This window comes from Sneathiella sedimenti, assembly GCF_017313765.1.
Taxonomy (GTDB): Bacteria; Pseudomonadota; Alphaproteobacteria; order Sneathiellales; family Sneathiellaceae; genus Sneathiella; species Sneathiella sedimenti.
The window spans coordinates 933787-954473 of sequence record NZ_JAFLNC010000001.1 but is presented as its reverse complement, the minus strand read 5'-3'; the positions used below and the strand labels follow the sequence as shown (position 1 = coordinate 954473).

Sequence of the window (20687 nt, the reverse complement as noted above, 5' to 3'; positions counted from 1 at the left end):
ATATCGTCTATTGCACGTATCAGAGCCTGCTGACAAGGTAAAGAGAGGATTAAGCATGGCAGCCATGCCGCGGCTTGCACGCCACATCTGGTTTCTTGAATTCAACATTATGTCCGTGCAGGACCACTCCGACCCTTGCACTGAATTTGTTTCGAACTTATATACACGGCAACAGACTTACACGTTTTAAATCCTGGGGATCGCCACGGTGCATAAGGTGGCTGTGAAGATCTGCCAATATTAAAGAGGATAAGATGGCTAAAGTAATCGGAATTGACTTGGGAACGACCAACTCCTGCATCGCCGTTATGGATGGCAAGAATGCAAAGGTCATTGAGAATTCAGAAGGTGCCCGGACGACCCCGTCAATGGTTGCCTTTACGGAAGACGGCGAAAAACTCGTTGGACAATCCGCGAAACGTCAGGGCGTAACAAACCCGCAAAATACTTTCTTCGCAATCAAGCGCCTTATCGGCCGCCGGTTTGACGACAAGACCACTCAAAAAGATAGAGAAATGGTCCCCTACGAGATCGTAAAGGCGGATAATGGTGATGCCTGGGTGGAATCCCGCGGCGAAAAATACTCTCCGAGCCAGATTTCAGCCTTCATCCTTCAGAAAATGAAGGAAACGGCGGAAAGCTATCTCGGTGAAACCGTTAGCCAGGCCGTGATCACGGTACCCGCCTATTTCAACGACGCCCAGCGTCAGGCCACGAAAGACGCAGGCAAGATCGCCGGTCTTGAAGTCCTGCGCATCATCAACGAACCGACAGCAGCCGCGCTCGCCTATGGCATGGACAAGGCGAACCAGACCGTTGCCGTATATGACCTTGGCGGCGGTACGTTTGACGTCTCCATCCTTGAAATCGGTGATGGCGTCTTTGAAGTCCGCTCCACCAATGGTGACACATTCCTCGGTGGTGAAGACTTCGACTTGAAACTGGTTGACTATCTCGCCGATGAATTCAAGAAGGAACAGGGCATCGACCTGCGCTCCGACAAGATGGCGTTGCAGCGCCTGAAGGAAGCCGCGGAAAAAGCGAAGATCGAGCTGTCGTCCTCCCAGTCCACAGAAATCAATCTGCCCTTTATCACGGCGGATGCCTCCGGCCCGAAACATATGCAGTTGAAGCTGACCCGCGCTCAGTTCGAGCGTCTGGTCGAGGATCTGGTCAAGCGTACGCTCGCCCCTTGCGAAAAAGCACTGAAAGATGCCGGATTGCAAAAAGGTGAAATCGACGAAGTTATCCTGGTCGGCGGTATGAGCCGTATGCCCAAGGTTATTGAGGCCGTTAAAACCTTCTTTGGTCGCGAACCCCACAAGGGTGTGAACCCGGACGAAGTCGTCGCCATTGGCGCGGCCATTCAGGCCGGTGTGCTGCAGGGTGACGTGAAAGACGTCCTGCTGCTCGATGTGACTCCGCTCTCCCTCGGTATCGAAACGCTGGGAGGTGTCTTTACCCGTCTCATCGACCGGAATACGACGATCCCGACGAAGAAGAGCCAGACTTTCTCAACTGCCGAAGACAACCAGCAGGCCGTGACCATCCGGGTGTTCCAGGGTGAGCGCGAGATGGCGGCCGACAACAAGTTGCTTGGCAACTTCGACCTGACCGAGATCCCGTCGGCACCGCGTGGTGTACCGCAGATCGAGGTAACCTTCGATATCGACGCGAACGGTATTGTCAATGTCTCGGCGAAAGACAAAGGTACCGGTCGGGAGCAGAAGATCCAGATTCAGGCTTCCAGCGGACTGAGCGAAGATGATATCGAGAAGATGGTCAAGGATGCTGAGGAGCATGCTGCCGAAGACAAGGCCCGCAAGGAAAAAGTCGAGATCATGAACCAGGCAGACAGCCTTGTCCATGCGACGGAAAAAACCCTTGAGGAAAACGGCGACAAGGTGGGCGATGACGTGAAAGCGCCGATCGAAACTGCGCTCAATGAGCTGAAAGAAGCCAAGGAAGGCGACGATATCGAGGCCATCAAGGCCAAGATGGACGCTCTGCAGGCTGCCTCCATGAAGCTCGGCGAAGCGCTCTATGCGCAATCGCAGGGCGACCAGGCCGACGCAGGCAACGCAGGCGAAGGTCAGGAACAGGGCAACGCCTCCGATGATGATGTTGTCGACGCGGACTTCGAGGAAGTCGACGAAGACAAAAAGGACAAGTAAGGATTTCTTAGGGGGAACCCGCTACAATCCTGTCTTCTAACATACCGCCTCGATCCCGGAAATCCGGGTCGGGGCGGCATTCGTTAAGTGATTGATAAAAGATGGCCAAACGCGATTATTACGAAGTACTTGGGGTGGAAAGCAATGCTGACGCCGCTGAAGTCAAATCCGCCTATCGCAAGAAGGCGATGCAATATCATCCGGACCGCAATCCCAATGACAGCAGCGCCGAAGCCGCCTTCAAGGAAGTTAACGAAGCCTACGAAATCCTGAAGGACCCGCAAAAACGCAGCGCCTATGACCAGTATGGCCACGCCGCCTTTGAAAATGGCGGTGGCCCGGGCGGGGCACGCGGATTTGGCGGTATGGGCGGCGGCTTCAGTGATATTTTCGAAGACCTCTTTGGCGATTTCATGGGCGGCGCCCAAGGTGGCGGGCGATCCCGTGCACCGCGCGGTTCTGACCTGCGCTATAACCTCGAAATCTCCCTCGAAGATGCCTATCACGGCAAAAAGATGGAACTCAAGATCCCGACAACCGCCCCCTGCGAAAGCTGCGATGGATTAGGTGCGGAAGCCGGTTCGGAACCAACCACCTGCGACAGCTGTCAGGGCATGGGCAAGATCCGGGCGCAGCAGGGGTTCTTCACCATTGAACGCACCTGCCCCACATGTCAGGGACAGGGCCAGGTTATCAAGAACCCCTGTAAAACCTGCCGTGGCCAGGGCCGTGTGAACAAGGAAAAAACCCTCTCTGTCAATATTCCCGCCGGCGTCGATGACGGCAATCGCATCCGCCTTTCCGGTGAAGGCGAAGCCGGTATGCGCGGCGGACCTCCCGGTGATCTCTATATTTTCCTGACCGTTCAGGATCACAGAATATTCCAGCGTGATGGCCAGAATATCCATTGCCGCGTTCCCATTCCGCTGACGACAGCGGCCTTGGGCGGCGATATCGAGGTTCCGACCCTGGAAGGAGCGCGCGCCAAGGTCAGCATTACCGCCGGTACCCAGTCCGGGCGCAAGTTCCGTCTGCGCGGCAAGGGTATGCCGATCATGAACTCCCATAGTCACGGCGATATGTATATCCATACCATCGTTGAAACGCCGGTTAACTTGAGCAAGCGCCAGAAGGAATTGCTGAAGGAATTCGAAGCGGAGGGCAAGGGTGCCCATAGCCCCGAATCAGAAGGCTTCTTCTCCCGGGTCAAGGATTTCCTCGCCGACCTGAAGGACTGACGCACCGTCGCGATATTACCATCTCGCCACATTCTTCTGACTGTGCTACATCCTGTGGCGCGATAATAGAGGTATTGTGACATGAGCGACTTAAAAATTGGTATCGTCGGTGGGGCCGGACGGATGGGCCGGATGCTGGTAAAGCAGGTCACTGCAACGGCTGGCTGCGAGATAATCGGTGGGACCGAGCCCGCCAGTTCCCCGGCCATCGGCAAGGATATCCATGCCCTCGCCGGACTGGAGCCTTCGGGCATTCTGATCAAAGATAATACTGAAAAACTGTTTGAAGAAGCCGATGCAGTGATCGATTTCACGACACCTGCAGCCTCTGTTACCCATGCGAAGCTGGCCGCAAACAGCGGTAAGATTCTTGTTATCGGGACAACCGGAATCAACAATGAGCAACAGGCCGAGATTACCGCCTGCGGAGACAAGGCTGTCATTGTCCAGGGCGCAAATATGAGCCTTGGTGTCAACTTGCTGGCCCAGCTCACCCGCAAGGTTGCCGCCATTCTCGATGATGAGTTTGATGTCGAAATTCTGGAAATGCATCACCATCACAAGGTCGACGCACCCTCGGGAACCGCGCTGCTGTTCGGAAAGGCCGCCGCCGCTGGGCGCAACGTCGACCATGATAGTGTTGCCGATCGCGGCCGGGACGGCATTACCGGCGCCCGCAAACGCGGCGATATTGGCTATGCGGTGTTGCGCGGCGGTAATGTGGTGGGCGATCATACGGTCATGTTTGCCGCAGAGAATGAACGGATCGAGCTGACACACAAGGCAGGAGACAGGTCCATTTTTGCCCGAGGTGCCGTGCGTGCCACGCTCTGGGCGAAGGACAAGCCGGCCGGAAATTATGATATGATGGACGTTCTCGGGCTGGGTGACTGAAGAAGACCACCCTTGCGGTAAGTCTCAAGCGCCATCGCGATCAATTCCTGCACCTCGATCTTTTCATCTTCACCGAGAAAGGTACCGATTTCGTAGACTTTTCCGCGGTTCGTCACCCAGAGCCGCCCTTTCTCGAGCATCGCCCGCGCCCAATAGGCGTCGAACACTTCCACCTTCGCGGCACCGTCAGGCGCGATGCGCGTAATGGTGAAGACATCATTTCGGATATCCACCGTCTCATAACGCCGGGCGGCGCGGAAATTAAGCCGGAAAGCAAGGTAGATCAGGAGTGCGTCCAGCCCGAAAAAGCCTAAAACCGGCCAGGCCCCCATGGACAGGAAGGCCATTCCCGAGATGAAACTCACCAAGGCAACGCTGCTCATCAGGAATACAAAACCAGACTGCGACAAACTCCGGTTAGGATAAAGAGCCATAAAGAAGGAACCTTCCGCTTTTGTCTGCGCGTCGTTCTCCGTCGTCCTGTCATCTGCCGTTGGCATCGCTTGATCCTCCATATTGATTATTGCGCATAAATTCCGCCTATGCCAATAACTAAGGATTAGAAGCCGTCAATTTTACGTCATTTCACTCAAGGCAGGAAAAATTGCCATGAAAAAAGCAGATATTCACGAGTTTTTTCGCCGCCTTGAGGAAAACAACCCCGAACCGGAAGGTGAGCTGAATTACGTCAACGCCTTCACTCTTCTGGTTGCCGTGGTTCTTTCTGCGCAGGCCACAGACGTAGGGGTGAACAAGGCGACGGGACCGCTGTTTGCCGTTGCCGATACGCCGGAAAAAATTCTCGCGCTCGGGGAAGATACCCTACGCGACTATATCAAGACCATCGGGCTCTATAAGACCAAGGCGAAGAACGTGATCAAGCTGTGTGAAGCCTTGATCCGGGACCATGACAGCAAAGTGCCCGAAACCCGCGAGGAACTTGAGAAACTGGCCGGCGTGGGCCGAAAAACGGCGAACGTCGTGCTCAATATCGCCTTCGGGCATCCGACGATTGCGGTGGACACGCATTTATTTCGCCTCGGTAATCGGACAGGACTTGCGCCGGGCAAGACGCCGCTGGAAGTCGAAAAGAAGTTGGAGAAGAAAATCCCGAAGGAATTTCTCCGTCATGCCCATCATTGGCTGATCCTGCATGGGCGTTATATCTGCAAGGCTCGCAAGCCCGAATGCTACCGCTGCATCGTCGCCGATCTCTGCGCCTTCAAGGGCAAAACTCTGGCGTAATACAGGACACAGCGACGGTCTGGCATCAGGACGCCTTCCTGGCGATAAAGGCTTCTTCCGCGCCGACTGCCTTTAAATGATCATTGAAGCATTGCTTGCGGTCAAGATCCGAGAAGGTATCGACACTCCGACCGTTAATGGCGATATGGCGAACTACAAGTCCCTTACCCGAGGGTCCGGGATAAAAGAAAAGATGCATCGCACATTCCTGCGCGAGATACTGCCAGACTTCGGCGGGACTATCTATTCGCCTTAGGTTGGGATCGCCAAACGCCCCTTGTATCTCAACTGCAGTTTTACCGACAACAACCGTTGGCTCTATCTGGGCGCGGGGCTTAATCGCCGCAACAACCGGCGGCTTGGGAGTTTCCTTTGGAGTCGGTGATTGAGTCACGGCAGGCTTTGCCGGTTGAGAAGAAACGGCAGTTTTCGGAGGAGCGGCGTCCGTTTTTACCGTTGCAGGTGATTGCGCACAGGCCGACAACCCCAGGGTGAGTACGACAAAGATCGCAAGGGCCTTCTTCATCAGGCAACCAGTTCCCTGCTCTTGGGCACGCTGCCGACACGTTTCTTATAGAGATGGACCATCGCCGCTGTCGCAATGATCGGCGCGATCAGGTTAAGGATCGGAATGGTGAGTGAGAACGCAATGACAATGCCCATCAGATAAAGTTCCGACGCATTGGTCTTTCGAAGACGGGTCACTTCCTCCACATCGTGGTGGCGGATCGCCACCATCTGGAAATATTCGCGCGAGATCAGATAGCCGTTCAACAGGTAATAGACGAAAAGATTAATCACCGGGATGAAATAGAGCGGCAGCACAATGAGATTGCAGGCGATGACTAGGGCGAGGAATTTAACCGCATCCCAGATACTCGACAGGATCGGCAAATCATGCGCCGGATCATCCTGTGGATAGTGCTTTCTCTCGACCGCATCGGAGATATCATCCAGAAAGAGACCGATCAGGGCACTGATTACCAGTGGAAAAAGGAAAAACCCGCCGAGCAGAAACCCGAGGCCGGCCAGAAAGCTGATAACCGTGTTAAGCCAGCCATACTCGAACTCGGGCACAAGTGAAAATGCCTCGGACGCACCAAAGCCGACGAGAATGAAAATACCAGCGGTCAACGCCAGGGCTTTCAATAAAACCGAGCGAAACGCCTTGTCATCGAGCTGCCTGATGGCCTTGCTAATTGCAGAAAACAAAATGCGTCCTCTTGCTTGTTAAATCAAATTTACTCCGGTTCATGTAAGCGCTACCTGACTCCTGTGCAAGATTTTTAGGGTTTATGACGGTGTAATCGGATCAATCGGCACCCGCGCTGCATAGTCATGGTCGCGCTCAAACGCATAGGCTGCCTGAAGCACGCGGTCTTCGCGCGCATTAGGCCCCACGATCTGCAACCCGACGGGCAGGCCACTTTTTGTGAACCCGCAAGGAATCGATATGGCCGGACAATTGGTCACGGTGATCATGGAAGGAAGCGCCAGCCAAGACATGTAATTGTCGAACTTCACCCCGTTTACTTCCTCAACATACCGCATATTGTGAGGAAAGGCGGGAACGATGGAAGTCGGCGTGAGCAAAAAGTCATACTCGGAGAAAAATTTAACAACCCGCTGGTAAAGATCGCCCTGCGCCCGCTGTGCCGCGCCAATGTCGTCCGCATTAAGCTTCGCGCCTTTCTCGATATTCCAGATAACTTCCGGCTTGAGCTTGTCACGATGTTCTGCAAGAAGCGGCGCGTGATTGGCGATAAAAATCTGTGCACGGAGAATCTGAAAAATTTCCTCTGCGTCATGAAGGTCGGGGCAGGCCTCATCAACACCGTCGCAATAGCGAATAAAATCCGCCGCCGCCTTCGCGCATATCTCGGCAACCTCCGGATCGACAGGGCATTGGCCGAGGTCGGGGCTGTACGCGACACGACCGAATTTCGGGATGCTTTTCAGGCTGTCGACGTAGGACACTTCCGGTGCCGGCAAGCTACTGGGATCCAGCGTATGCGCACCCGACATCATGTCCAGCAGCAAGGCTGTATCGGGCACGTTGCGACCCATTGGTCCTTCCACGGAATAAGTCGAGAATGGCAGGCGAAGCGGGCCGTGGGCCACCCGTTTCGGAGAAGGCCGAAGACCGACAATGCCGGTAAAGCTCGCAGGAGTGCGAAGGCTACCCCCCAAATCACTGCCCTGAGCAAGCCAAACCTGGCCCGTGGCGAGCGCGACAGCGGCACCACCCGAGGATCCACCCGGCGTCAGGTCCGTATTCCACGGGTTGGTCGTTGTTCCGAAAACCTCGTTGAAAGTCTGGCCCCCCGCACCGAATTCCGGCGTGTTTGATTTACCGACGACGAGGCCGCCCCGCTCTTCCAGCCGCTCGACCATCACATCGGAATAGTCGGCAAATCGGTCCGCGAATATAGGAGAGCCGGAGGTGAACCGCACATCCTTGACCGGGGTCAGGTCCTTGATGGCGACCGGCAGGCCATGCAGATGCATATTCGGGCGATCGGCGACACTTTCCTTTTCCAGGCGGGCCGCATGGGCGCGCGCGCGATCGAAGCACAATGTCGGCATCGCATTGACCGCTTCGTCCGTTTCCTTGATCCGCGCCTCGGACGCGTCCAGAAGTTCACCCGGCGAGACTTTTCCCTCTTTCAGGAGGCCGACAACCTCCGTTGCGGTCATTTTTACTAGATCCGACATCCATATCCCCATAAATCACACTACGACGCAAAGCTTTCTTGCCCCGGCGGGCCGAGCGACTATACTCGCCCGATGCCGGAGTAACGAGCGAGAATATTATGACGAAGCGGATGTTTGACACAACCTGTATTGGCAATGCCATTGTCGATGTGATCAGTAAAGCGGACGATGCCTTTCTGGCAGCGGAAAACCTGACCAAGAATTCCATGAACCTGATCGATATGGCGCGTGCCGAGGAGCTGTATGCGAAGATGCAGTCAGCGATCGAGATGTCCGGCGGGTCGGCAGGCAATACGGCCGCGGGTGTGGCCTCTCTTGGCGGAAAATGTGCCTATATCGGCAAGGTCCGCAATGACCAGCTCGGGGACATTTTCACCCATGACATCCGCGCCGCCGGCGTCACATTCGAAACCACGAAATCAACGAACGGCGCGGCAACAGCCCGCAGCCTCATTCTCGTGACACCGGACGCGCACCGCACAATGAACACCTATCTCGGCGCCTGTATCGAGCTTGGGCCGGAAGACATTGACCCGGAGATCATCGCTGCCTCCAAAGTCACCTATATGGAAGGCTATCTGTGGGATCCCGAAAATGGCAAGCAGGCGTTTCGCAAAGCGGCGGAAATTGCACATGCCGCGGGACAGCGGGTCTCGCTTACCCTCTCTGACAGCTTCTGCGTCGATCGCTACCGCACGGAATTTCAGGAGTTTATCAAGGAAGGGGTCGATATTCTCTTTGCCAATGAGGATGAAATTAAATCCCTCTATGAAACGCAGAGTTTTGACGACGCGCTAGATACCGTGCGTGGACAGGTGGAGATTGCCTGCCTTACCCGCAGTGAAAAAGGCTCCGTCATCGTTCAAGGGTCGGAAGTCCATGCCATCCCGGCGGATACCGATATTGAGGTTGTCGACACCACTGGCGCGGGCGATCTTTTTGCGGCCGGTTTCCTCTACGGCTTTACCAATGGCCACGACCTCGCGATGAGCGGACGGATAGGCGCCATGGCGGCGGCAGAAGTGATCAGCCATTACGGCGCCCGGCCGACAACGGATTTGAAGGAGCTTCTACAACAGAAATTGGCAGCCGTTTAAAACAAAGGCATACCGAATGAAAACAGCAAAGGGCCTGAAACGTTTCGCACTATCGTTCCGAATGGCCCTTCGGCCGGATCGGATTCGGCTGGCAAGCGGCCTTGTGCTGATGATCTTCCTAACCGGTCATCTTCTCAATCATGCCTTAGGGCTTATCTCGCTGAATGCGATGGAGGTGGGCCGGGATATATTCCTAGCCTTCTGGCGCAGCGTTCCCGGCACCATATTATTGCTCGGCGCCATCATCCTTCACATTGCCCTGGTATTCTACAAGCTTCTTCGGCATCGCTCGTACCGACGCCTGGCTGGCAGGGATATATTTCAGATAATCCTCGGACTTTTGATTCCGCCGCTGCTGGTCCTGCATATCATCGGCACACGGGTCGCCCATGAAGTATATGGCATCGAAGACAGCTATAGCTATGTGCTGTTCAGCCTGTGGATAGCGACCCCGATCCAGGCGCTGCTGCAAAGCGTCGCGCTGATTATCGCCTGGGTTCACGGATGTCTGGGTGTGCATTTCTGGCTCCGACTAAAGCCCTGGTATGGAAAAATACTACCTGTCCTTTATAGTCTTGCGCTGATACTGCCGGTTCTCTCGTTAAGCGGATTCATCAACGGCGCAAACGAGGCAGAACGGCTATTCGCCGATACAGAATGGCGAGACGCGTTTTTTGCCCGCCTCAATCTTCCCCCCGACCTTATTGGATGGGCGTATTCGACCCGGGATATCGGATTTCAAGTGATGTTTGCGGCTCTTGGCCTGTTAGTCATCAGTCGGGTCTACTGGACTATCCGCTATCGCCGACGGAAGGTTAATGTCATTTCCTACCCCGAAGAGAAAGTCGTTCTGGCCGCCCCTGGTCTTTCAATCCTTGAGGCAAGCCAACTTGGCAATATTCCACACGCGTCGGTTTGCGGCGGACGTGGACGTTGCTCCACTTGTCGCGTCCGCATCACGGAGGGTTGGGATAAACTAAACCCGCCAAGCGACAAGGAAATTGCTGTGCTTCGCCGCGTGGGCGCCCCGGAGGGAACCCGCCTCGCCTGCCAGAGCATTCCGAGCGGGGATATATCTGTTATCCCGCTGCTGCCGGCCACCGCAACCGTACGCCAAGCCTTCAACCAACCCGCCTATCTCCAGGGACAGGAGAGGGAGATCGCAATCCTGTTTGCTGATTTACGGGCTTTCACCAAATTCTCTGAACAGAAGCTGCCTTATGATGTGGTGTTCGTAATCAACCAGTATTTCCGCCATATGGGCGAGGCGATCGAGCAAAATGGCGGGCATCTGGATAAATTCATTGGGGATGGCGTCATGGCGCTCTTCGGCCTCAACGAAAACAGCAAGACTGCTAGTCGCATGGCCTTAAATGCCGCACGGTCAATGGCCGAAGAGCTTGAGATCATGAACCAGAACCTCAAACTGGATCTACCGGCCCCCCTAAAAATCGGGATTGGCATCCATGTCGGGCAGGTCATTGTCGGTCAGATGGGTTATGGCAGCGCCACTTCAGTCACGGCAATCGGCGACCCAGTTAACACGGCAAGCCGCCTTGAAGCACTTACCAAGGAATATTCCAGCCAGCTTATTTTCTCGGACAAGGTGGCAAATCTTGTGGCGGAGGATTTTTCAGAACTTCAACATGAAAGCGTGGACATCCGCGGTCGGGTTGAACCACTCGGCATTTACATTGTAAAAAACGCCCGCCGCCTCCCGTATTTCACGGTCTGATCAGTCGCCCGTCATTCCTTCAGTCATTCCCGCCTCACCGAGTGGCTTGCCGGACATGATGTGAATATGGAAATGCGGCACCAGCTGGCCGGAATTCTTTCCCGTGTTGGCCACCAGGCGATATCCGTCTTCGCGAAGCCCGAGCTGGTGCGTAATCTCGACAACTTTTGCGAAAAAATTGCTAACCTCTTCCGGAGATCCGTTGATAACGAAATCATCCATGTCGATGTAGGGGCGTTTTGGGATAACCAGCACGTGAATCGGTGTCCTTGGGGAGATATCGTTGAACGCGAGAACGCTTTCATCCTCATAAACGGTGGTATTTGGTAATTCGCCTCTCAGGATTTTGGCAAATACGTTGTCGTTATCATACGCCATTGTTCTTTTCTCCCTCATTATTTCGCGCCGCCTTCTCTGCCAGGCCCGACTGACCTTCACGGGCCTCTAATTTGGCATAGATATCGGCGGGGTCAATATCCGCATTGGCCCACAGAACACTTAAATGATAAAGGAGGTCTGCGCTCTCGGAAATAATTTCATCGCGGTCTTCAAGCGCGGCAGCAATGGCAAGCTCAACCGCTTCCTCGCCCACTTTCTGCGCGATCTTGGCGCTCCCTTTTGTGTAGAGCCTGGCGGTATAGGATTGCTCTGGATCGCCGCCCCTGCGTGCCGCCACCGTTGCATATAGCCTGTCCAGGCCGGTTCCTTCTTTCTCACTCATGCCGCGTCCTCTGTCAGGCGAACCGCAATGCCGGCGTCGCGCATCGCCTCTTTCGCCTGTTTAATTGTAAACTCGCCAAAATGAAAGATTGAGGCTGCGAGCACTGCCGTCGCATGACCATCGCGAATACCCTCCGCCAGATGATCGAGAGTGCCCACACCCCCCGATGCTATGACCGGCACCGGAATGGCGTCGGCCACCGCACGCGTCAGTGGAATATTAAAGCCCGACCGCGTGCCGTCCCGGTCCATGGAGGTCAGCAGGATTTCGCCAGCGCCGTAGTCGGTCATTCTTCTTGCCCATTCTACAGCATCAATCCCGGTTGGTTCGCGGCCACCATGGGTGAATATCTCGAACTTGTCCGGGCCGGTCTGCTTGGCGTCAATGGCAACGACAATGCATTGGCTGCCGAACTGTTCCGCCGCCTCCCGCACGAAGTCCGGCCGCTTGACCGCGGCGCTGTTGATCGACACTTTGTCCGCGCCGGCCAGCAGCAGTTTGCGCACGTCCTCTACCTGTCGAACGCCGCCGCCGACGGTCAATGGCATAAAGCATTGTTCCGCCGTCCGTCGCACGACGTCATAGATGGTGTCACGGTTGTCCGAGGTTGCTGTGATATCAAGGAAACAAAGCTCATCCGCGCCTTGTGCGTCATAAACGCGTGCCTGCTCCACCGGATCGCCAGCATCGATCAGGTCGACGAAATTGACACCCTTGACGACTCGCCCATCCTTGACGTCGAGGCAGGGAATGACCCGCGCCTTAAGCATTTTGGCGCCTCACGAGGTCAAGCGCCGCGGCCGGATCAATCCGTCCGTCATAAAGCGCGCGGCCGATAATCACGCCCTCGATTCCGCTTTCTTGTACCGCCAGAAGGTTCTCGATATCGACGATCGAGGCAACGCCGCCAGAGGCAATCACCGGAATCGAAATCGCCGCGGCAAGATCGCGGGTTGCCTCGACATTCACGCCTTGCAATGCGCCGTCGCGGTCGATATCCGTGTAGATAATCGCTTCAACACCCGCATCTTCAAACTTGCGGGCGAGATCAAGGGCCGAGGTCTCGCTTGTCTCCGCCCAGCCTTCGACAGCGACCATGCCACCCCGGGCATCAATCCCGACGGCGATAGCCCCTGGAAATTCCCTGCAGGCTTCCTTCACCAGCTCCGGATTCCGGAGCGCAACGGTCCCAAGAATAACCCGGCTCAAGCCCTTTTCAAGCCACATGGCAATGGTGGCAAGATCACGAATTCCTCCGCCAAGCTGCGCGGGCACGTCAGTCGCCGCCAGAATTTTTTCCACGGCCTCTGCATTCACCGGCTTGCCTTCAAACGCGCCATTCAGGTCAACAAGATGCAGCCGTTCGAAGCCTGCGTTCTTGAAAGCTCGCGCCTGATCAGCAGGATCGGTATTAAAGACCGTCGCCGCTTCCATTTCGCCGCGAATCAGGCGGACGCAGTTACCGTCTTTCAGGTCAATTGCCGGATAGAGATTCATCGCGTTTTAGCTCCGCCAGTTCTTTCTTATAGTAATACCCATCGACATACCGCTCCCCGTTCCAGGCATAGTTAGTCTTGGTTGCCCATTTGTCATAGCCGTTTGCTTCAAGTAGCGAAATGGCCGCCGTCTGCGTTTCGCGCACGTCCACTTCCAGGATTTTGAAGCCCTGTTCTCGTGCACTGTTCTCGATTACCGCCAGCAGGCCGATGGCAAGGCCGTAACCGCGGGCGTAAGGTGCGATAAAGAAAGTTGCAACCTGAGCGATATGGGCGCCGGCCTCATTGTTGGGAAAAGGTTTAACAAGCTGGCCGGAACCAACGATCCGTCCTTCAAAGCGCGCACAATAAAGTTCCCGAACCGGGACCATCAACACGCCTTTCCAGAAATTCTCCTGTACCGAGCGGCGTGGCGGCGTCAGCCAGCCAAACCCATTTCCATCGAGAATGGCTTCTTCTGCCGCTTCGCAAAGATCGTCAAGATCGGCCGGATCGAATTCCTTGATCGCCTCGATAACGGGCTGTTGAATATGTCTGGTCTTGTCCACCATGTTACGGATTCCATCTTAAAAAATTCGCGATCAGCCTAAGGCCGGTCTCCTGGCTCTTTTCCGGATGAAACTGCGTGCCGATCATATTGTCCCGTCCGACAATCGCCGTGACCGGGCTCGCATAATCCACCGTTGCCAGAACCTGATCCGGTTCAAGTGCCGCCAGATGATAACTATGCACAAAATAGGCATGCTGGCCGCTTTTGATCCCATTAAAGAGCGGATGAGCAGCATCAATCTGCAACTCGTTCCAGCCCATGTGCGGGATTTTCAGCTCCGGATCATTGGGCGTTAATTTTACAACATCCCCCTTGATCCAGCCAAGCCCCTCTGTCGTGCCATGCTCGATTCCCCGGCTCGCCATCAACTGCATTCCGACGCAGATACCGAAAAAGGGTCGCCCTTTCTCAATGACAGCTTCCTGCAGGGCCTCAACCATCCCATCCACAGCGAGCAGGCCGTTCTTGCAGGCCCGGAACGCGCCGACACCCGGTAGGACAATCCGGTCAGCGGCGGCCACCTCTGCCGCATCACTGGTGACATTGATCTTCATGGAAAGATTATTCTCACGGCAGGCACGCTCAAACGCTTTCGCGGCCGAGCGGAGGTTCCCCGAGCCATAGTCAATGATTACTGTTTCCATATCCGGTACAATTTCTTCCGCGTAATGACGCGGCGGTTCGAAACTAGAGGCTTCCGCCGAGGACACCCTTGGTAGAGGGAATGGCGTCTGCGCGGCGCGGATCTATTTCTATGGCGTCGCGTAATGACCGCGCCAGTGCCTTGAAACAACTCTCCACGATATGGTGGTTGTTCGTGCCATAGAGATTTTCCACATGAAGGGTGATGCCGGCCGCCTGGGCAAACGCCTGGAACCATTCCTTGAAGAGTTCCGTATCCATTTCCCCCAGTTTATCGCGGCTGAAATCCACCTTCCAGATCAGATAAGGGCGGTTCGAGATATCAAGCGCCACCCGCGTCAAGGTCTCATCCATCGGAATATGCGCCTCCGCATAGCGCCGGATACCCTTCAGGTCGCCGAGCGCCTGGGCAAAGGCCTCACCGATGGCGATGCCTGTATCTTCGGTTGTATGGTGAAAATCAATGTGCAAATCGCCGTCCGCGCGCACTTTCAGGTCCATCAGGCTATGGCGTGATAGCTGTTCCATCATATGATCGAGAAAGCCGATACCTGTCTTGACATCATAGATACCCGTGCCATCAAGGTTGATTTCAACCTCGATATTGGTTTCTTTCGTCTTTCGCTTTACCGTTCCTACACGCATGAACTATCCTTCCAGCCGGGCTCTTTACCGCGCGAATACTGGCGAGGATATAGCAGGTACGGTGCCGAAAACCAAGCCTTAGAGACAACGGCAAGTGCAAAAGTCCGCGTTACAGGCCGACGTCCTCACTGGAGGTCGATGCCACAGCCGCTGTTCCGATCTGGTCGGTTGACTGCGGTCCTGGGGTCGATACGGATTTTCCGCCGCTTTTGATGACTTCTTCTGCGAGATTTAGGGCAAACTCGATGCGGTCGGCGAGTTCCTTGTAATTGTCTTTCAAGGCGTCTGCATGAATATAGCTCAATATCTCGAATATCGCGCGAAGGTTCGAGGCGCGTTCGGCAGCGTCATCATTTGCGTCTATTTCAGTTTCCATCACTCTCTCCTGAGTTGGGCGTCCTTATCTGGGGAAAGACGCTTCACCTGCCCGATTGTGAAGGGTGGTACTGGCAAAAATACATGGATACTCAAGGACAAAGCCCTTTGCACCTTGACCCGTGCGGCAAAATAGTTACATCGTCAGGGCAAGTTTAAAAAATGAAGAGTCCTTATGTCCGAAAAAATCGAAAGCTGGCACGGTACGACAATATTGTCCGTGCGCAAGAACGGAACCGTGGTGGTTGCCGGAGACGGTCAGGTGTCACTTGGCCAGACGGTAATCAAATCCAATGCCCGCAAGGTACGCCGAATTGGTACACATAATGATGTCATCGTCGGATTCGCCGGGGCCACGGCCGATGCCTTCACCCTGTTTGAGCGGCTGGAGGGCAAGCTGGAGCAACATCCGGGCAACCTGACCCGCGCTTGCGTAGAGCTGGCAAAGGATTGGCGGACAGATAAATATCTCCGCCGGCTGGAAGCCATGATGGCCGTTGCCAACAAGGATGTTTCCCTGATCCTGACCGGCACCGGCGACGTACTGGAGCCGGAAGACGGAATCATTGCCATTGGATCGGGCGGCAACTATGCGTTGGCCGCAGCGCGGACCCTGATCGACCGCGACGATATGGAAGCGAAAGACATTGCCCAGAAAGCCATGTCTATCGCCGCCCAGATCTGTGTCTATACAAACGAAAGTGTGATCATCGAAAGTATCGGTAAGAATGACTAGTTTATCCCCACGGGAAATCGTTTACGAACTGGACCGCTTCATCATCGGTCAATCGGACGCCAAGAAATCCGTCGCCATTGCCCTGCGTAACCGCTGGCGGCGACAACAGCTACCCGAGGACATGCGCGAAGAGGTGCTGCCGAAAAATATCCTGATGATCGGACCAACCGGCGTTGGCAAAACCGAAATCTCCCGCCGCCTCGCCAAGCTGGCCCATGCGCCGTTCCTGAAAGTCGAAGCGACAAAGTTTACCGAGGTCGGGTATGTCGGCCGCGATGTCGAACAGATCGTTCGCGACCTGATGGAAATTGCCCTCAACATGGTGCGGGAGGATCAGCGCCAACAGGTCATTGCCAAGGCTGAACTTGCCGCGGAAGAGCGGGTTCTGGATGCGCTTGTCGGCCCCAAGGCCTCCCCGGACACGCGGCAGAAATTCCGCAAAATGCTACGCGAGGGCGAATTGGACGAGAAGGAAATCGAGCTCGAACTGCTCGATACTGGCGGCTCCGGACTCCCCACCTTCGATATTCCTGGCATGCCGGGCGCCCAGATGGGAATGCTCAATCTCAACGACATGCTCGGCAAGCTCGGTGGACAGCGGACGAAACCCCGCAAAATGCAGGTCAAGGACAGCCATAAAATCCTGATCAATGAAGAAAGCGACAAGCTGCTCGATGAAGATGCCGTCGTACGCGACGCGATCAAGCTCGTCGAGAACAACGGCATCGTCTTCCTTGATGAGATCGACAAGATTTGCGCCCGCAGCGACCGTCAGGGTGCGGACATCAGCCGCGAAGGCGTGCAGCGTGACTTGCTGCCACTGATCGAGGGCACGATCGTCAGCACAAAATATGGCACGGTCCGCACGGATCATATCCTGTTTATCGCGTCCGGCGCCTTTCATATCGCCAAACCGTCAGACCTGCTGCCGGAGCTTCAGGGCCGCCTGCCGATCCGGGTAGAGCTGAGAGCCCTGACCAAGGATGATTTCAAGCGCATCCTGACCGAGCCGGAAGCAAGCCTGATCAAGCAGTATGTCGCCCTGATGGGAACAGAGGAAGTCCAACTGAACTTCACTGATGACGCCATCGAGGCCATTGCCGCAATCTCAGCAGATGTGAACGCAGCCGTGGAGAATATCGGTGCACGGCGCCTGCATACGGTACTTGAACGGGTGCTGGAAGAAATCAGCTTTCAGGCCTCCGACAAGGGCGGTTCCGTCGTCGATATCGACAAGGAATATGTCGAGAAGCATCTTGGTGAACTGGCAACGAATATGGATCTCTCCAAGTTCATCCTCTAGGCTGATGTGGTCAAGCGCCCTTGAACTTGGCGGGGCGCTTCTCCGCGAGAGCCTGCTTGCCTTCGGTAAAATCATCTGATTGCAGGCATTCAAGCTGGAACTTGCGAGCTTTCGCCACATCCAGTTCCCCGCGGGCGATATCATTGAGCGTTTCCTTCATCCCGCGAAGGCTGAGTGGCGCGAGACCGGCAATCTCCTGCACAAGGGTTTCTGTCCGCGCCTCCAGCTCCTCAGGTGCGACCAGATAGTCGAGAAACCCGATCGCCTTCAATTCCTCCGCCGACATTTTTTCACAGGCGAGGAAAAAACGTTTCGCCGGACCGAGACCAAGCCGGGCAACCGCGCGCGCAAGACCCGCAGGCGGATAGTGAATGCCGATCCGCGCCGGCGGAATAAAGGAGCTCATGGTCGTGATCCCGATCCGGAAATCACAGGACAGCGCAAGATCGGCGCCACCGCCATAAACCCCGCCATTTAACGCACAGATCGTCGGGAAGGGAAGCCGCTCGACCACATCGGTTAGCTGCTCCAATGGATTTTCATCGAAATTATAGCGGCCAAGTTCGCCAAGATCGGCGCCCGCACAAAAGCTTTTTCCGGTTCCCGTCAGCACCATCACCCGCAGTGATTTATCTTCCGCCTTCTCCGTGAGCGCCTCACGCAATGCCTTCATGGTGGCGGGAGACAATTTGTTATGCTGCGCCGGATTATCAAGGCGCACTGTAAGAGTGGTATTTTCAACAGTGATATGAAAAGATGCGCCCATTACCAGTATCCTTTTTGCTTTTCTTGAGTTGAGCCGACCATAAAGAGATTGCCACAGCCACGCCATGCAAAATAATCAAACAATTGATTTTCGGAAAGACCTGTCATGAACCTGCGTCGCCTGCGCATGGGCCTCAATACCGTCCTCGGCTTGAAGAAAGAGGGCTTTTTTATTCCCTACCGCTACGCGGCAAGCCTGCCAAACGCGACCGCGCGCAAGAGCTATCGCGCCATAGAAAGGTTCATGGCCGAACGGGAACGAGATTTTGCCAAACGCCTTGAAAATCTGACCACCTACAAGGACAGGTTAGAGAGCTTTGGCACACTGCCGCCGCCTGAGCCCCGGTTCGAGCAGGACTGGTTTCCCCGGCTGGATGCCGCGATTGCCTATGCAATGGTGAGAGAGGAAAAACCGGCAAGAATTGTTGAGGTGGGTTCGGGGCATTCGACACGCTTTATGGCCCGTGCGATCAAGGATGAGGCTCTTTCAACGGAATTTACCGCGATTGACCCCGCCCCGCGCGCCGCCATTGAAACGCTGCCTATTCAGGTGATCCGCAAGACGCTGCACGAAGCGAAAAATGACTCATTCGCCAACCTTGCGCCGGGCGATATCCTGTTCATCGACAGCAGCCATATCGCCATGCCGGGCAGCGATGTTGACCGCCTGTTTCTGGATATTCTACCGTCCCTGCCGGCAGGGGTGTTTATCCATATCCATGATATTTTCCTGCCAGATGACTACCCGGACAGCTGGGATTGGCGCGGATATAATGAGCAGCAGATCACCGCCCCCCTGTTTCTAGGTGGCGGATATGAGCTGATATTTTCGAGCGCCTATGTGGCAAGCCGTATGAAGGAAGGGCTGGCGCAATCCGCGGTCGGGGACCTGCCATTACCTGAAGGCGCCTTTGAGACAAGTCTTTGGCTAAGAAAACAGGCAATCACAGAAAAATGAAGGTTTTTGCTTTCTAAATTCCCTTAAATGGGCGCATATGGTGGGAATGTGGAGAAACATAAAAAGAGCCATTCTCGGTGAGGAAATCGACGGGAAACTCCCCGCCCGCGTACAGGACGCCATTACGCGGCAGCAAACCCAGTCGGAAATACTGATCGCCTGGGTACAGGTGTTCATCGTCGTTACATTCTCGACCCTCTATGCCCTGTCGCCAAAAACCTTCGCGGCCGACGCCATGTTTGCGCCAGTGCCCTATGCCTTGATGATTTATGGCCTGTTCACGGCCCTTCGCCTGTTGCTCGCCTATTTCAGCAAGATGCCCGCCTGGTTTATCGCTCTCTCGGTGGTCGCCGACATGGCATTGCTGATGTTCCTTATCTGGAGCTTTCATATCCAGTATGAACAACCGCCGTCCTTTTACCTGAAGGCGCCAACCCTTCTATATGTCTTTATCTTCATCGCCCTTCGCGCCCTCCGGTTCGAGGCAACCTATGTATTGCTGGCAGGCGCATCAGCGGCCATTGGCTGGCTTGTCCTGCTTGGATATGCAGTTCAGATTGACGGGGGAATGGCGCAAATCACGCGAAACTATGTCGAGTTCACTATGTCCCACAAGATTCTGCTCGGCGCCGAGTTTGACAAGGTAATCAGCATTCTCGTGGTGACGCTCATCCTCGCTCTTGTAATTGTGCGGGCACGTCGGCTGCTGATCCATTCGGTGGCACAGGCGACGGCAGCAGAGGATTTATCGCGCTTCTTCTCGCCCGAAATCGCAGCACAGATTACCCATTCAGAAAGCTGGATCGAGCCCGGCACCGGCGAAAGCCGGCAGGCGGCGATCCTGCATTGCGATTTGCAGGGATTTACGAAGCTCTCAATGGAACGACCGGCAAATGAAGTGATTTCGCTCCTGGCTGAGTATCAGTCCCGCATGGTGCCCGTAATCCAGAAGCATGGGGGCACCATCGACAAATTTCTCGGTGACGGTATCCTCGCGACTTTCGGCGCGGCGGTCCCGACGGCGCATTACGCAGCCGATTGTCTGCGTGCAATGGAGGACCTGAACAAGGAAGCCGCCGATTGGTCAAGGGATCGGACAGCAGAGGGAAAGACCGCTATGACCGTCCGTTTTGTCTCTGCCGTTGGCGCAATCGTTTTCGGCGCGGTCGGTGATAACAGCCGACTTGAATACACCGTGATCGGGGAACCGGTCAATCTCGCCGCCAAACTCGACAAACATGCGAAAGATGAAAAAGCCACTGGCGTCACGACGCGCGACACTCTGGAGCTTGCCAAGGCGCAGGGATATACCCCGCAAGCGCAGCTGGAACTTCGCGAGGGGCGACATGTTGACGGGGTCAAAGGCACCGTCGACCTCGCAATCTTCCGTCCCTGAAC

General features: G+C 55.3%; 23 protein-coding genes. 10 read left to right on the top strand and 13 right to left on the bottom strand.

Annotated features, from left to right (window positions below; translation table 11 throughout):
* The first annotated feature begins 254 nt into the window (after nucleotides 1-254).
* From dnaK to dapB, 3 genes are all read left to right on the top strand, one after another.
* Entirely contained in the window at nucleotides 255-2174 is a 1920-nt protein-coding gene (gene dnaK, locus J0X12_RS04515) for a molecular chaperone DnaK (RefSeq protein ID WP_207042674.1), read from the top strand.
* Nucleotides 2175-2275: 101 nt separating this feature from the next.
* Nucleotides 2276-3412: a molecular chaperone DnaJ gene (gene dnaJ / locus J0X12_RS04510; protein ID WP_207042667.1), complete on the top strand. Its 1137-nt coding sequence runs from the start codon at nucleotides 2276-2278 to the stop codon at nucleotides 3410-3412.
* 81 nt (nucleotides 3413-3493) lie between these two features.
* Nucleotides 3494-4306 (top strand): 4-hydroxy-tetrahydrodipicolinate reductase, encoded by an 813-nt coding sequence (gene dapB / locus J0X12_RS04505; protein ID WP_207042665.1) that lies wholly within the window; start codon nucleotides 3494-3496, stop codon nucleotides 4304-4306.
* Here dapB and J0X12_RS04500 read toward each other — a convergent pair.
* Nucleotides 4270-4806, bottom strand: a complete 537-nt coding sequence (locus J0X12_RS04500) for a DUF2244 domain-containing protein (RefSeq protein ID WP_207042663.1) — start codon at nucleotides 4804-4806, stop codon at nucleotides 4270-4272. The genes dapB and J0X12_RS04500 overlap by 37 nt on opposite strands.
* A gap of 109 nt (nucleotides 4807-4915) precedes the next feature.
* On the opposite strand from J0X12_RS04500, the gene nth reads away from it, so the two are divergent.
* Nucleotides 4916-5551, top strand: a complete 636-nt coding sequence (gene nth, locus J0X12_RS04495) for an endonuclease III (RefSeq protein ID WP_207042661.1) — start codon at nucleotides 4916-4918, stop codon at nucleotides 5549-5551.
* Between the two features lie 25 nt (nucleotides 5552-5576).
* On the opposite strand, the gene J0X12_RS04490 is transcribed toward nth, so the two are convergent.
* From J0X12_RS04490 to J0X12_RS04480, 3 genes are all read right to left on the bottom strand, one after another.
* The gene (locus tag J0X12_RS04490) at nucleotides 5577-6077 is read right to left on the bottom strand and encodes a hypothetical protein (protein WP_207042659.1); all 501 of its coding nucleotides are present in this window, start codon (nucleotides 6075-6077) and stop codon (nucleotides 5577-5579) included.
* Nucleotides 6077-6763 (bottom strand): EI24 domain-containing protein, encoded by a 687-nt coding sequence (locus tag J0X12_RS04485; protein WP_207042658.1) that lies wholly within the window; start codon nucleotides 6761-6763, stop codon nucleotides 6077-6079. Before J0X12_RS04485 ends, J0X12_RS04490 begins: the two co-directional genes overlap by 1 nt.
* Before the next feature lie 81 nt (nucleotides 6764-6844).
* Nucleotides 6845-8266 (bottom strand): amidase, encoded by a 1422-nt coding sequence (locus tag J0X12_RS04480; RefSeq protein ID WP_207042657.1) that lies wholly within the window; start codon nucleotides 8264-8266, stop codon nucleotides 6845-6847.
* A 98-nt stretch (nucleotides 8267-8364) separates the two neighbouring features.
* Between J0X12_RS04480 and J0X12_RS04475 the strand changes: the two genes are divergently transcribed.
* Both J0X12_RS04475 and J0X12_RS04470 read left to right on the top strand, forming a co-directional pair.
* Nucleotides 8365-9363, top strand: coding sequence for an adenosine kinase (locus tag J0X12_RS04475; RefSeq protein WP_207042656.1), 999 nt, complete (start codon nucleotides 8365-8367; stop codon nucleotides 9361-9363).
* A gap of 16 nt (nucleotides 9364-9379) precedes the next feature.
* Nucleotides 9380-11098 carry an adenylate/guanylate cyclase domain-containing protein gene (locus J0X12_RS04470; RefSeq protein WP_207042655.1) on the top strand — a complete coding sequence of 573 codons (1719 nt, stop codon included), beginning with the start codon at nucleotides 9380-9382 and terminating at the stop codon, nucleotides 11096-11098.
* Here J0X12_RS04470 and J0X12_RS04465 read toward each other — a convergent pair whose 3' ends face one another.
* From J0X12_RS04465 to J0X12_RS04430, 8 genes are all read right to left on the bottom strand, one after another.
* Complete coding sequence (locus J0X12_RS04465; protein WP_207042654.1) at nucleotides 11099-11476, bottom strand: histidine triad nucleotide-binding protein; 378 nt, start codon at nucleotides 11474-11476, stop codon at nucleotides 11099-11101.
* Nucleotides 11466-11819 (bottom strand): phosphoribosyl-ATP diphosphatase, encoded by a 354-nt coding sequence (locus tag J0X12_RS04460; protein WP_207042653.1) that lies wholly within the window; start codon nucleotides 11817-11819, stop codon nucleotides 11466-11468. Before J0X12_RS04460 ends, J0X12_RS04465 begins: the two co-directional genes overlap by 11 nt.
* On the bottom strand, nucleotides 11816-12589 hold the full coding sequence (hisF, locus tag J0X12_RS04455) for an imidazole glycerol phosphate synthase subunit HisF (protein WP_207042651.1): 774 nt from the start codon (nucleotides 12587-12589) through the stop codon (nucleotides 11816-11818). Before hisF ends, J0X12_RS04460 begins: the two co-directional genes overlap by 4 nt.
* Nucleotides 12582-13316, bottom strand: a complete 735-nt coding sequence (gene hisA / locus J0X12_RS04450; protein WP_207042649.1) for a 1-(5-phosphoribosyl)-5-[(5-phosphoribosylamino)methylideneamino]imidazole-4-carboxamide isomerase — start codon at nucleotides 13314-13316, stop codon at nucleotides 12582-12584. Before hisA ends, hisF begins: the two co-directional genes overlap by 8 nt.
* On the bottom strand, nucleotides 13294-13866 hold the full coding sequence (locus J0X12_RS04445) for a GNAT family N-acetyltransferase (protein WP_207042647.1): 573 nt from the start codon (nucleotides 13864-13866) through the stop codon (nucleotides 13294-13296). The genes hisA and J0X12_RS04445 overlap by 23 nt, the downstream gene beginning before the upstream one ends.
* Before the next feature lies 1 nt (nucleotide 13867).
* Nucleotides 13868-14509 carry an imidazole glycerol phosphate synthase subunit HisH gene (gene hisH / locus J0X12_RS04440; RefSeq protein WP_207042645.1) on the bottom strand — a complete coding sequence of 214 codons (642 nt, stop codon included), beginning with the start codon at nucleotides 14507-14509 and terminating at the stop codon, nucleotides 13868-13870.
* A 43-nt stretch (nucleotides 14510-14552) separates the two neighbouring features.
* A complete protein-coding gene (hisB, locus tag J0X12_RS04435; RefSeq protein ID WP_207042643.1) occupies nucleotides 14553-15152 on the bottom strand; it encodes an imidazoleglycerol-phosphate dehydratase HisB in 600 nt (199 codons plus the stop codon).
* Nucleotides 15153-15261: 109 nt separating this feature from the next.
* Nucleotides 15262-15528, bottom strand: a complete 267-nt coding sequence (locus tag J0X12_RS04430) for a hypothetical protein (RefSeq protein ID WP_207042641.1) — start codon at nucleotides 15526-15528, stop codon at nucleotides 15262-15264.
* Nucleotides 15529-15702: 174 nt separating this feature from the next.
* On the opposite strand from J0X12_RS04430, the gene hslV reads away from it, so the two are divergent.
* Nucleotides 15703-16263: an ATP-dependent protease subunit HslV gene (hslV, locus tag J0X12_RS04425; protein WP_237687944.1), complete on the top strand. Its 561-nt coding sequence runs from the start codon at nucleotides 15703-15705 to the stop codon at nucleotides 16261-16263.
* Nucleotides 16256-17566 carry an ATP-dependent protease ATPase subunit HslU gene (gene hslU, locus J0X12_RS04420; RefSeq protein ID WP_207042639.1) on the top strand — a complete coding sequence of 437 codons (1311 nt, stop codon included), beginning with the start codon at nucleotides 16256-16258 and terminating at the stop codon, nucleotides 17564-17566. The genes hslV and hslU overlap by 8 nt, the downstream gene beginning before the upstream one ends.
* Nucleotides 17567-17576: 10 nt before the next feature.
* Here the strand turns inward: hslU and J0X12_RS04415 are convergent, their stop codons facing one another.
* Nucleotides 17577-18332, bottom strand: a complete 756-nt coding sequence (locus J0X12_RS04415) for an enoyl-CoA hydratase/isomerase family protein (RefSeq protein WP_207042637.1) — start codon at nucleotides 18330-18332, stop codon at nucleotides 17577-17579.
* Between the two features lie 105 nt (nucleotides 18333-18437).
* Between J0X12_RS04415 and J0X12_RS04410 the strand changes: the two genes are divergently transcribed.
* On the top strand, nucleotides 18438-19289 hold the full coding sequence (locus J0X12_RS04410; RefSeq protein ID WP_207042636.1) for a class I SAM-dependent methyltransferase: 852 nt from the start codon (nucleotides 18438-18440) through the stop codon (nucleotides 19287-19289).
* Nucleotides 19290-19335: 46 nt separating this feature from the next.
* Nucleotides 19336-20685, top strand: coding sequence for an adenylate/guanylate cyclase domain-containing protein (locus J0X12_RS04405; RefSeq protein ID WP_207042635.1), 1350 nt, complete (start codon nucleotides 19336-19338; stop codon nucleotides 20683-20685).
* Nucleotides 20686-20687 lie beyond the last annotated feature (2 nt).

Bases quoted from the DNA above. Each gene is read 5' to 3' on its own strand.
- J0X12_RS04475 (WP_207042656.1), top strand. From the start codon at position 8,365: ATGACGAAGCGGATGTTTGACACAACCTGTATTGGCAATGCCATTGTC.
- hisB (WP_207042643.1), bottom strand. From the start codon at position 15,152: ATGCGTGTAGGAACGGTAAAGCGAAAGACGAAAGAAACCAATATCGAG.
- J0X12_RS04445 (WP_207042647.1), bottom strand. From the start codon at position 13,866: ATGGTGGACAAGACCAGACATATTCAACAGCCCGTTATCGAGGCGATC.
- J0X12_RS04470 (WP_207042655.1), top strand. From the start codon at position 9,380: ATGAAAACAGCAAAGGGCCTGAAACGTTTCGCACTATCGTTCCGAATG.
- dnaJ (WP_207042667.1), top strand. From the start codon at position 2,276: ATGGCCAAACGCGATTATTACGAAGTACTTGGGGTGGAAAGCAATGCT.
- J0X12_RS04500 (WP_207042663.1), bottom strand. From the start codon at position 4,806: ATGCCAACGGCAGATGACAGGACGACGGAGAACGACGCGCAGACAAAA.
- J0X12_RS04490 (WP_207042659.1), bottom strand. From the start codon at position 6,077: ATGAAGAAGGCCCTTGCGATCTTTGTCGTACTCACCCTGGGGTTGTCG.
- J0X12_RS04410 (WP_207042636.1), top strand. From the start codon at position 18,438: ATGAACCTGCGTCGCCTGCGCATGGGCCTCAATACCGTCCTCGGCTTG.
- J0X12_RS04415 (WP_207042637.1), bottom strand. From the start codon at position 18,332: ATGGGCGCATCTTTTCATATCACTGTTGAAAATACCACTCTTACAGTG.
- hisH (WP_207042645.1), bottom strand. From the start codon at position 14,509: ATGGAAACAGTAATCATTGACTATGGCTCGGGGAACCTCCGCTCGGCC.
- J0X12_RS04405 (WP_207042635.1), top strand. From the start codon at position 19,336: ATGTGGAGAAACATAAAAAGAGCCATTCTCGGTGAGGAAATCGACGGG.
- J0X12_RS04465 (WP_207042654.1), bottom strand. From the start codon at position 11,476: ATGGCGTATGATAACGACAACGTATTTGCCAAAATCCTGAGAGGCGAA.
- hslU (WP_207042639.1), top strand. From the start codon at position 16,256: ATGACTAGTTTATCCCCACGGGAAATCGTTTACGAACTGGACCGCTTC.
- J0X12_RS04460 (WP_207042653.1), bottom strand. From the start codon at position 11,819: ATGAGTGAGAAAGAAGGAACCGGCCTGGACAGGCTATATGCAACGGTG.
- hslV (WP_237687944.1), top strand. From the start codon at position 15,703: ATGTCCGAAAAAATCGAAAGCTGGCACGGTACGACAATATTGTCCGTG.
- nth (WP_207042661.1), top strand. From the start codon at position 4,916: ATGAAAAAAGCAGATATTCACGAGTTTTTTCGCCGCCTTGAGGAAAAC.
- J0X12_RS04430 (WP_207042641.1), bottom strand. From the start codon at position 15,528: ATGGAAACTGAAATAGACGCAAATGATGACGCTGCCGAACGCGCCTCG.
- dapB (WP_207042665.1), top strand. From the start codon at position 3,494: ATGAGCGACTTAAAAATTGGTATCGTCGGTGGGGCCGGACGGATGGGC.
- hisA (WP_207042649.1), bottom strand. From the start codon at position 13,316: ATGAATCTCTATCCGGCAATTGACCTGAAAGACGGTAACTGCGTCCGC.
- dnaK (WP_207042674.1), top strand. From the start codon at position 255: ATGGCTAAAGTAATCGGAATTGACTTGGGAACGACCAACTCCTGCATC.
- hisF (WP_207042651.1), bottom strand. From the start codon at position 12,589: ATGCTTAAGGCGCGGGTCATTCCCTGCCTCGACGTCAAGGATGGGCGA.
- J0X12_RS04480 (WP_207042657.1), bottom strand. From the start codon at position 8,266: ATGTCGGATCTAGTAAAAATGACCGCAACGGAGGTTGTCGGCCTCCTG.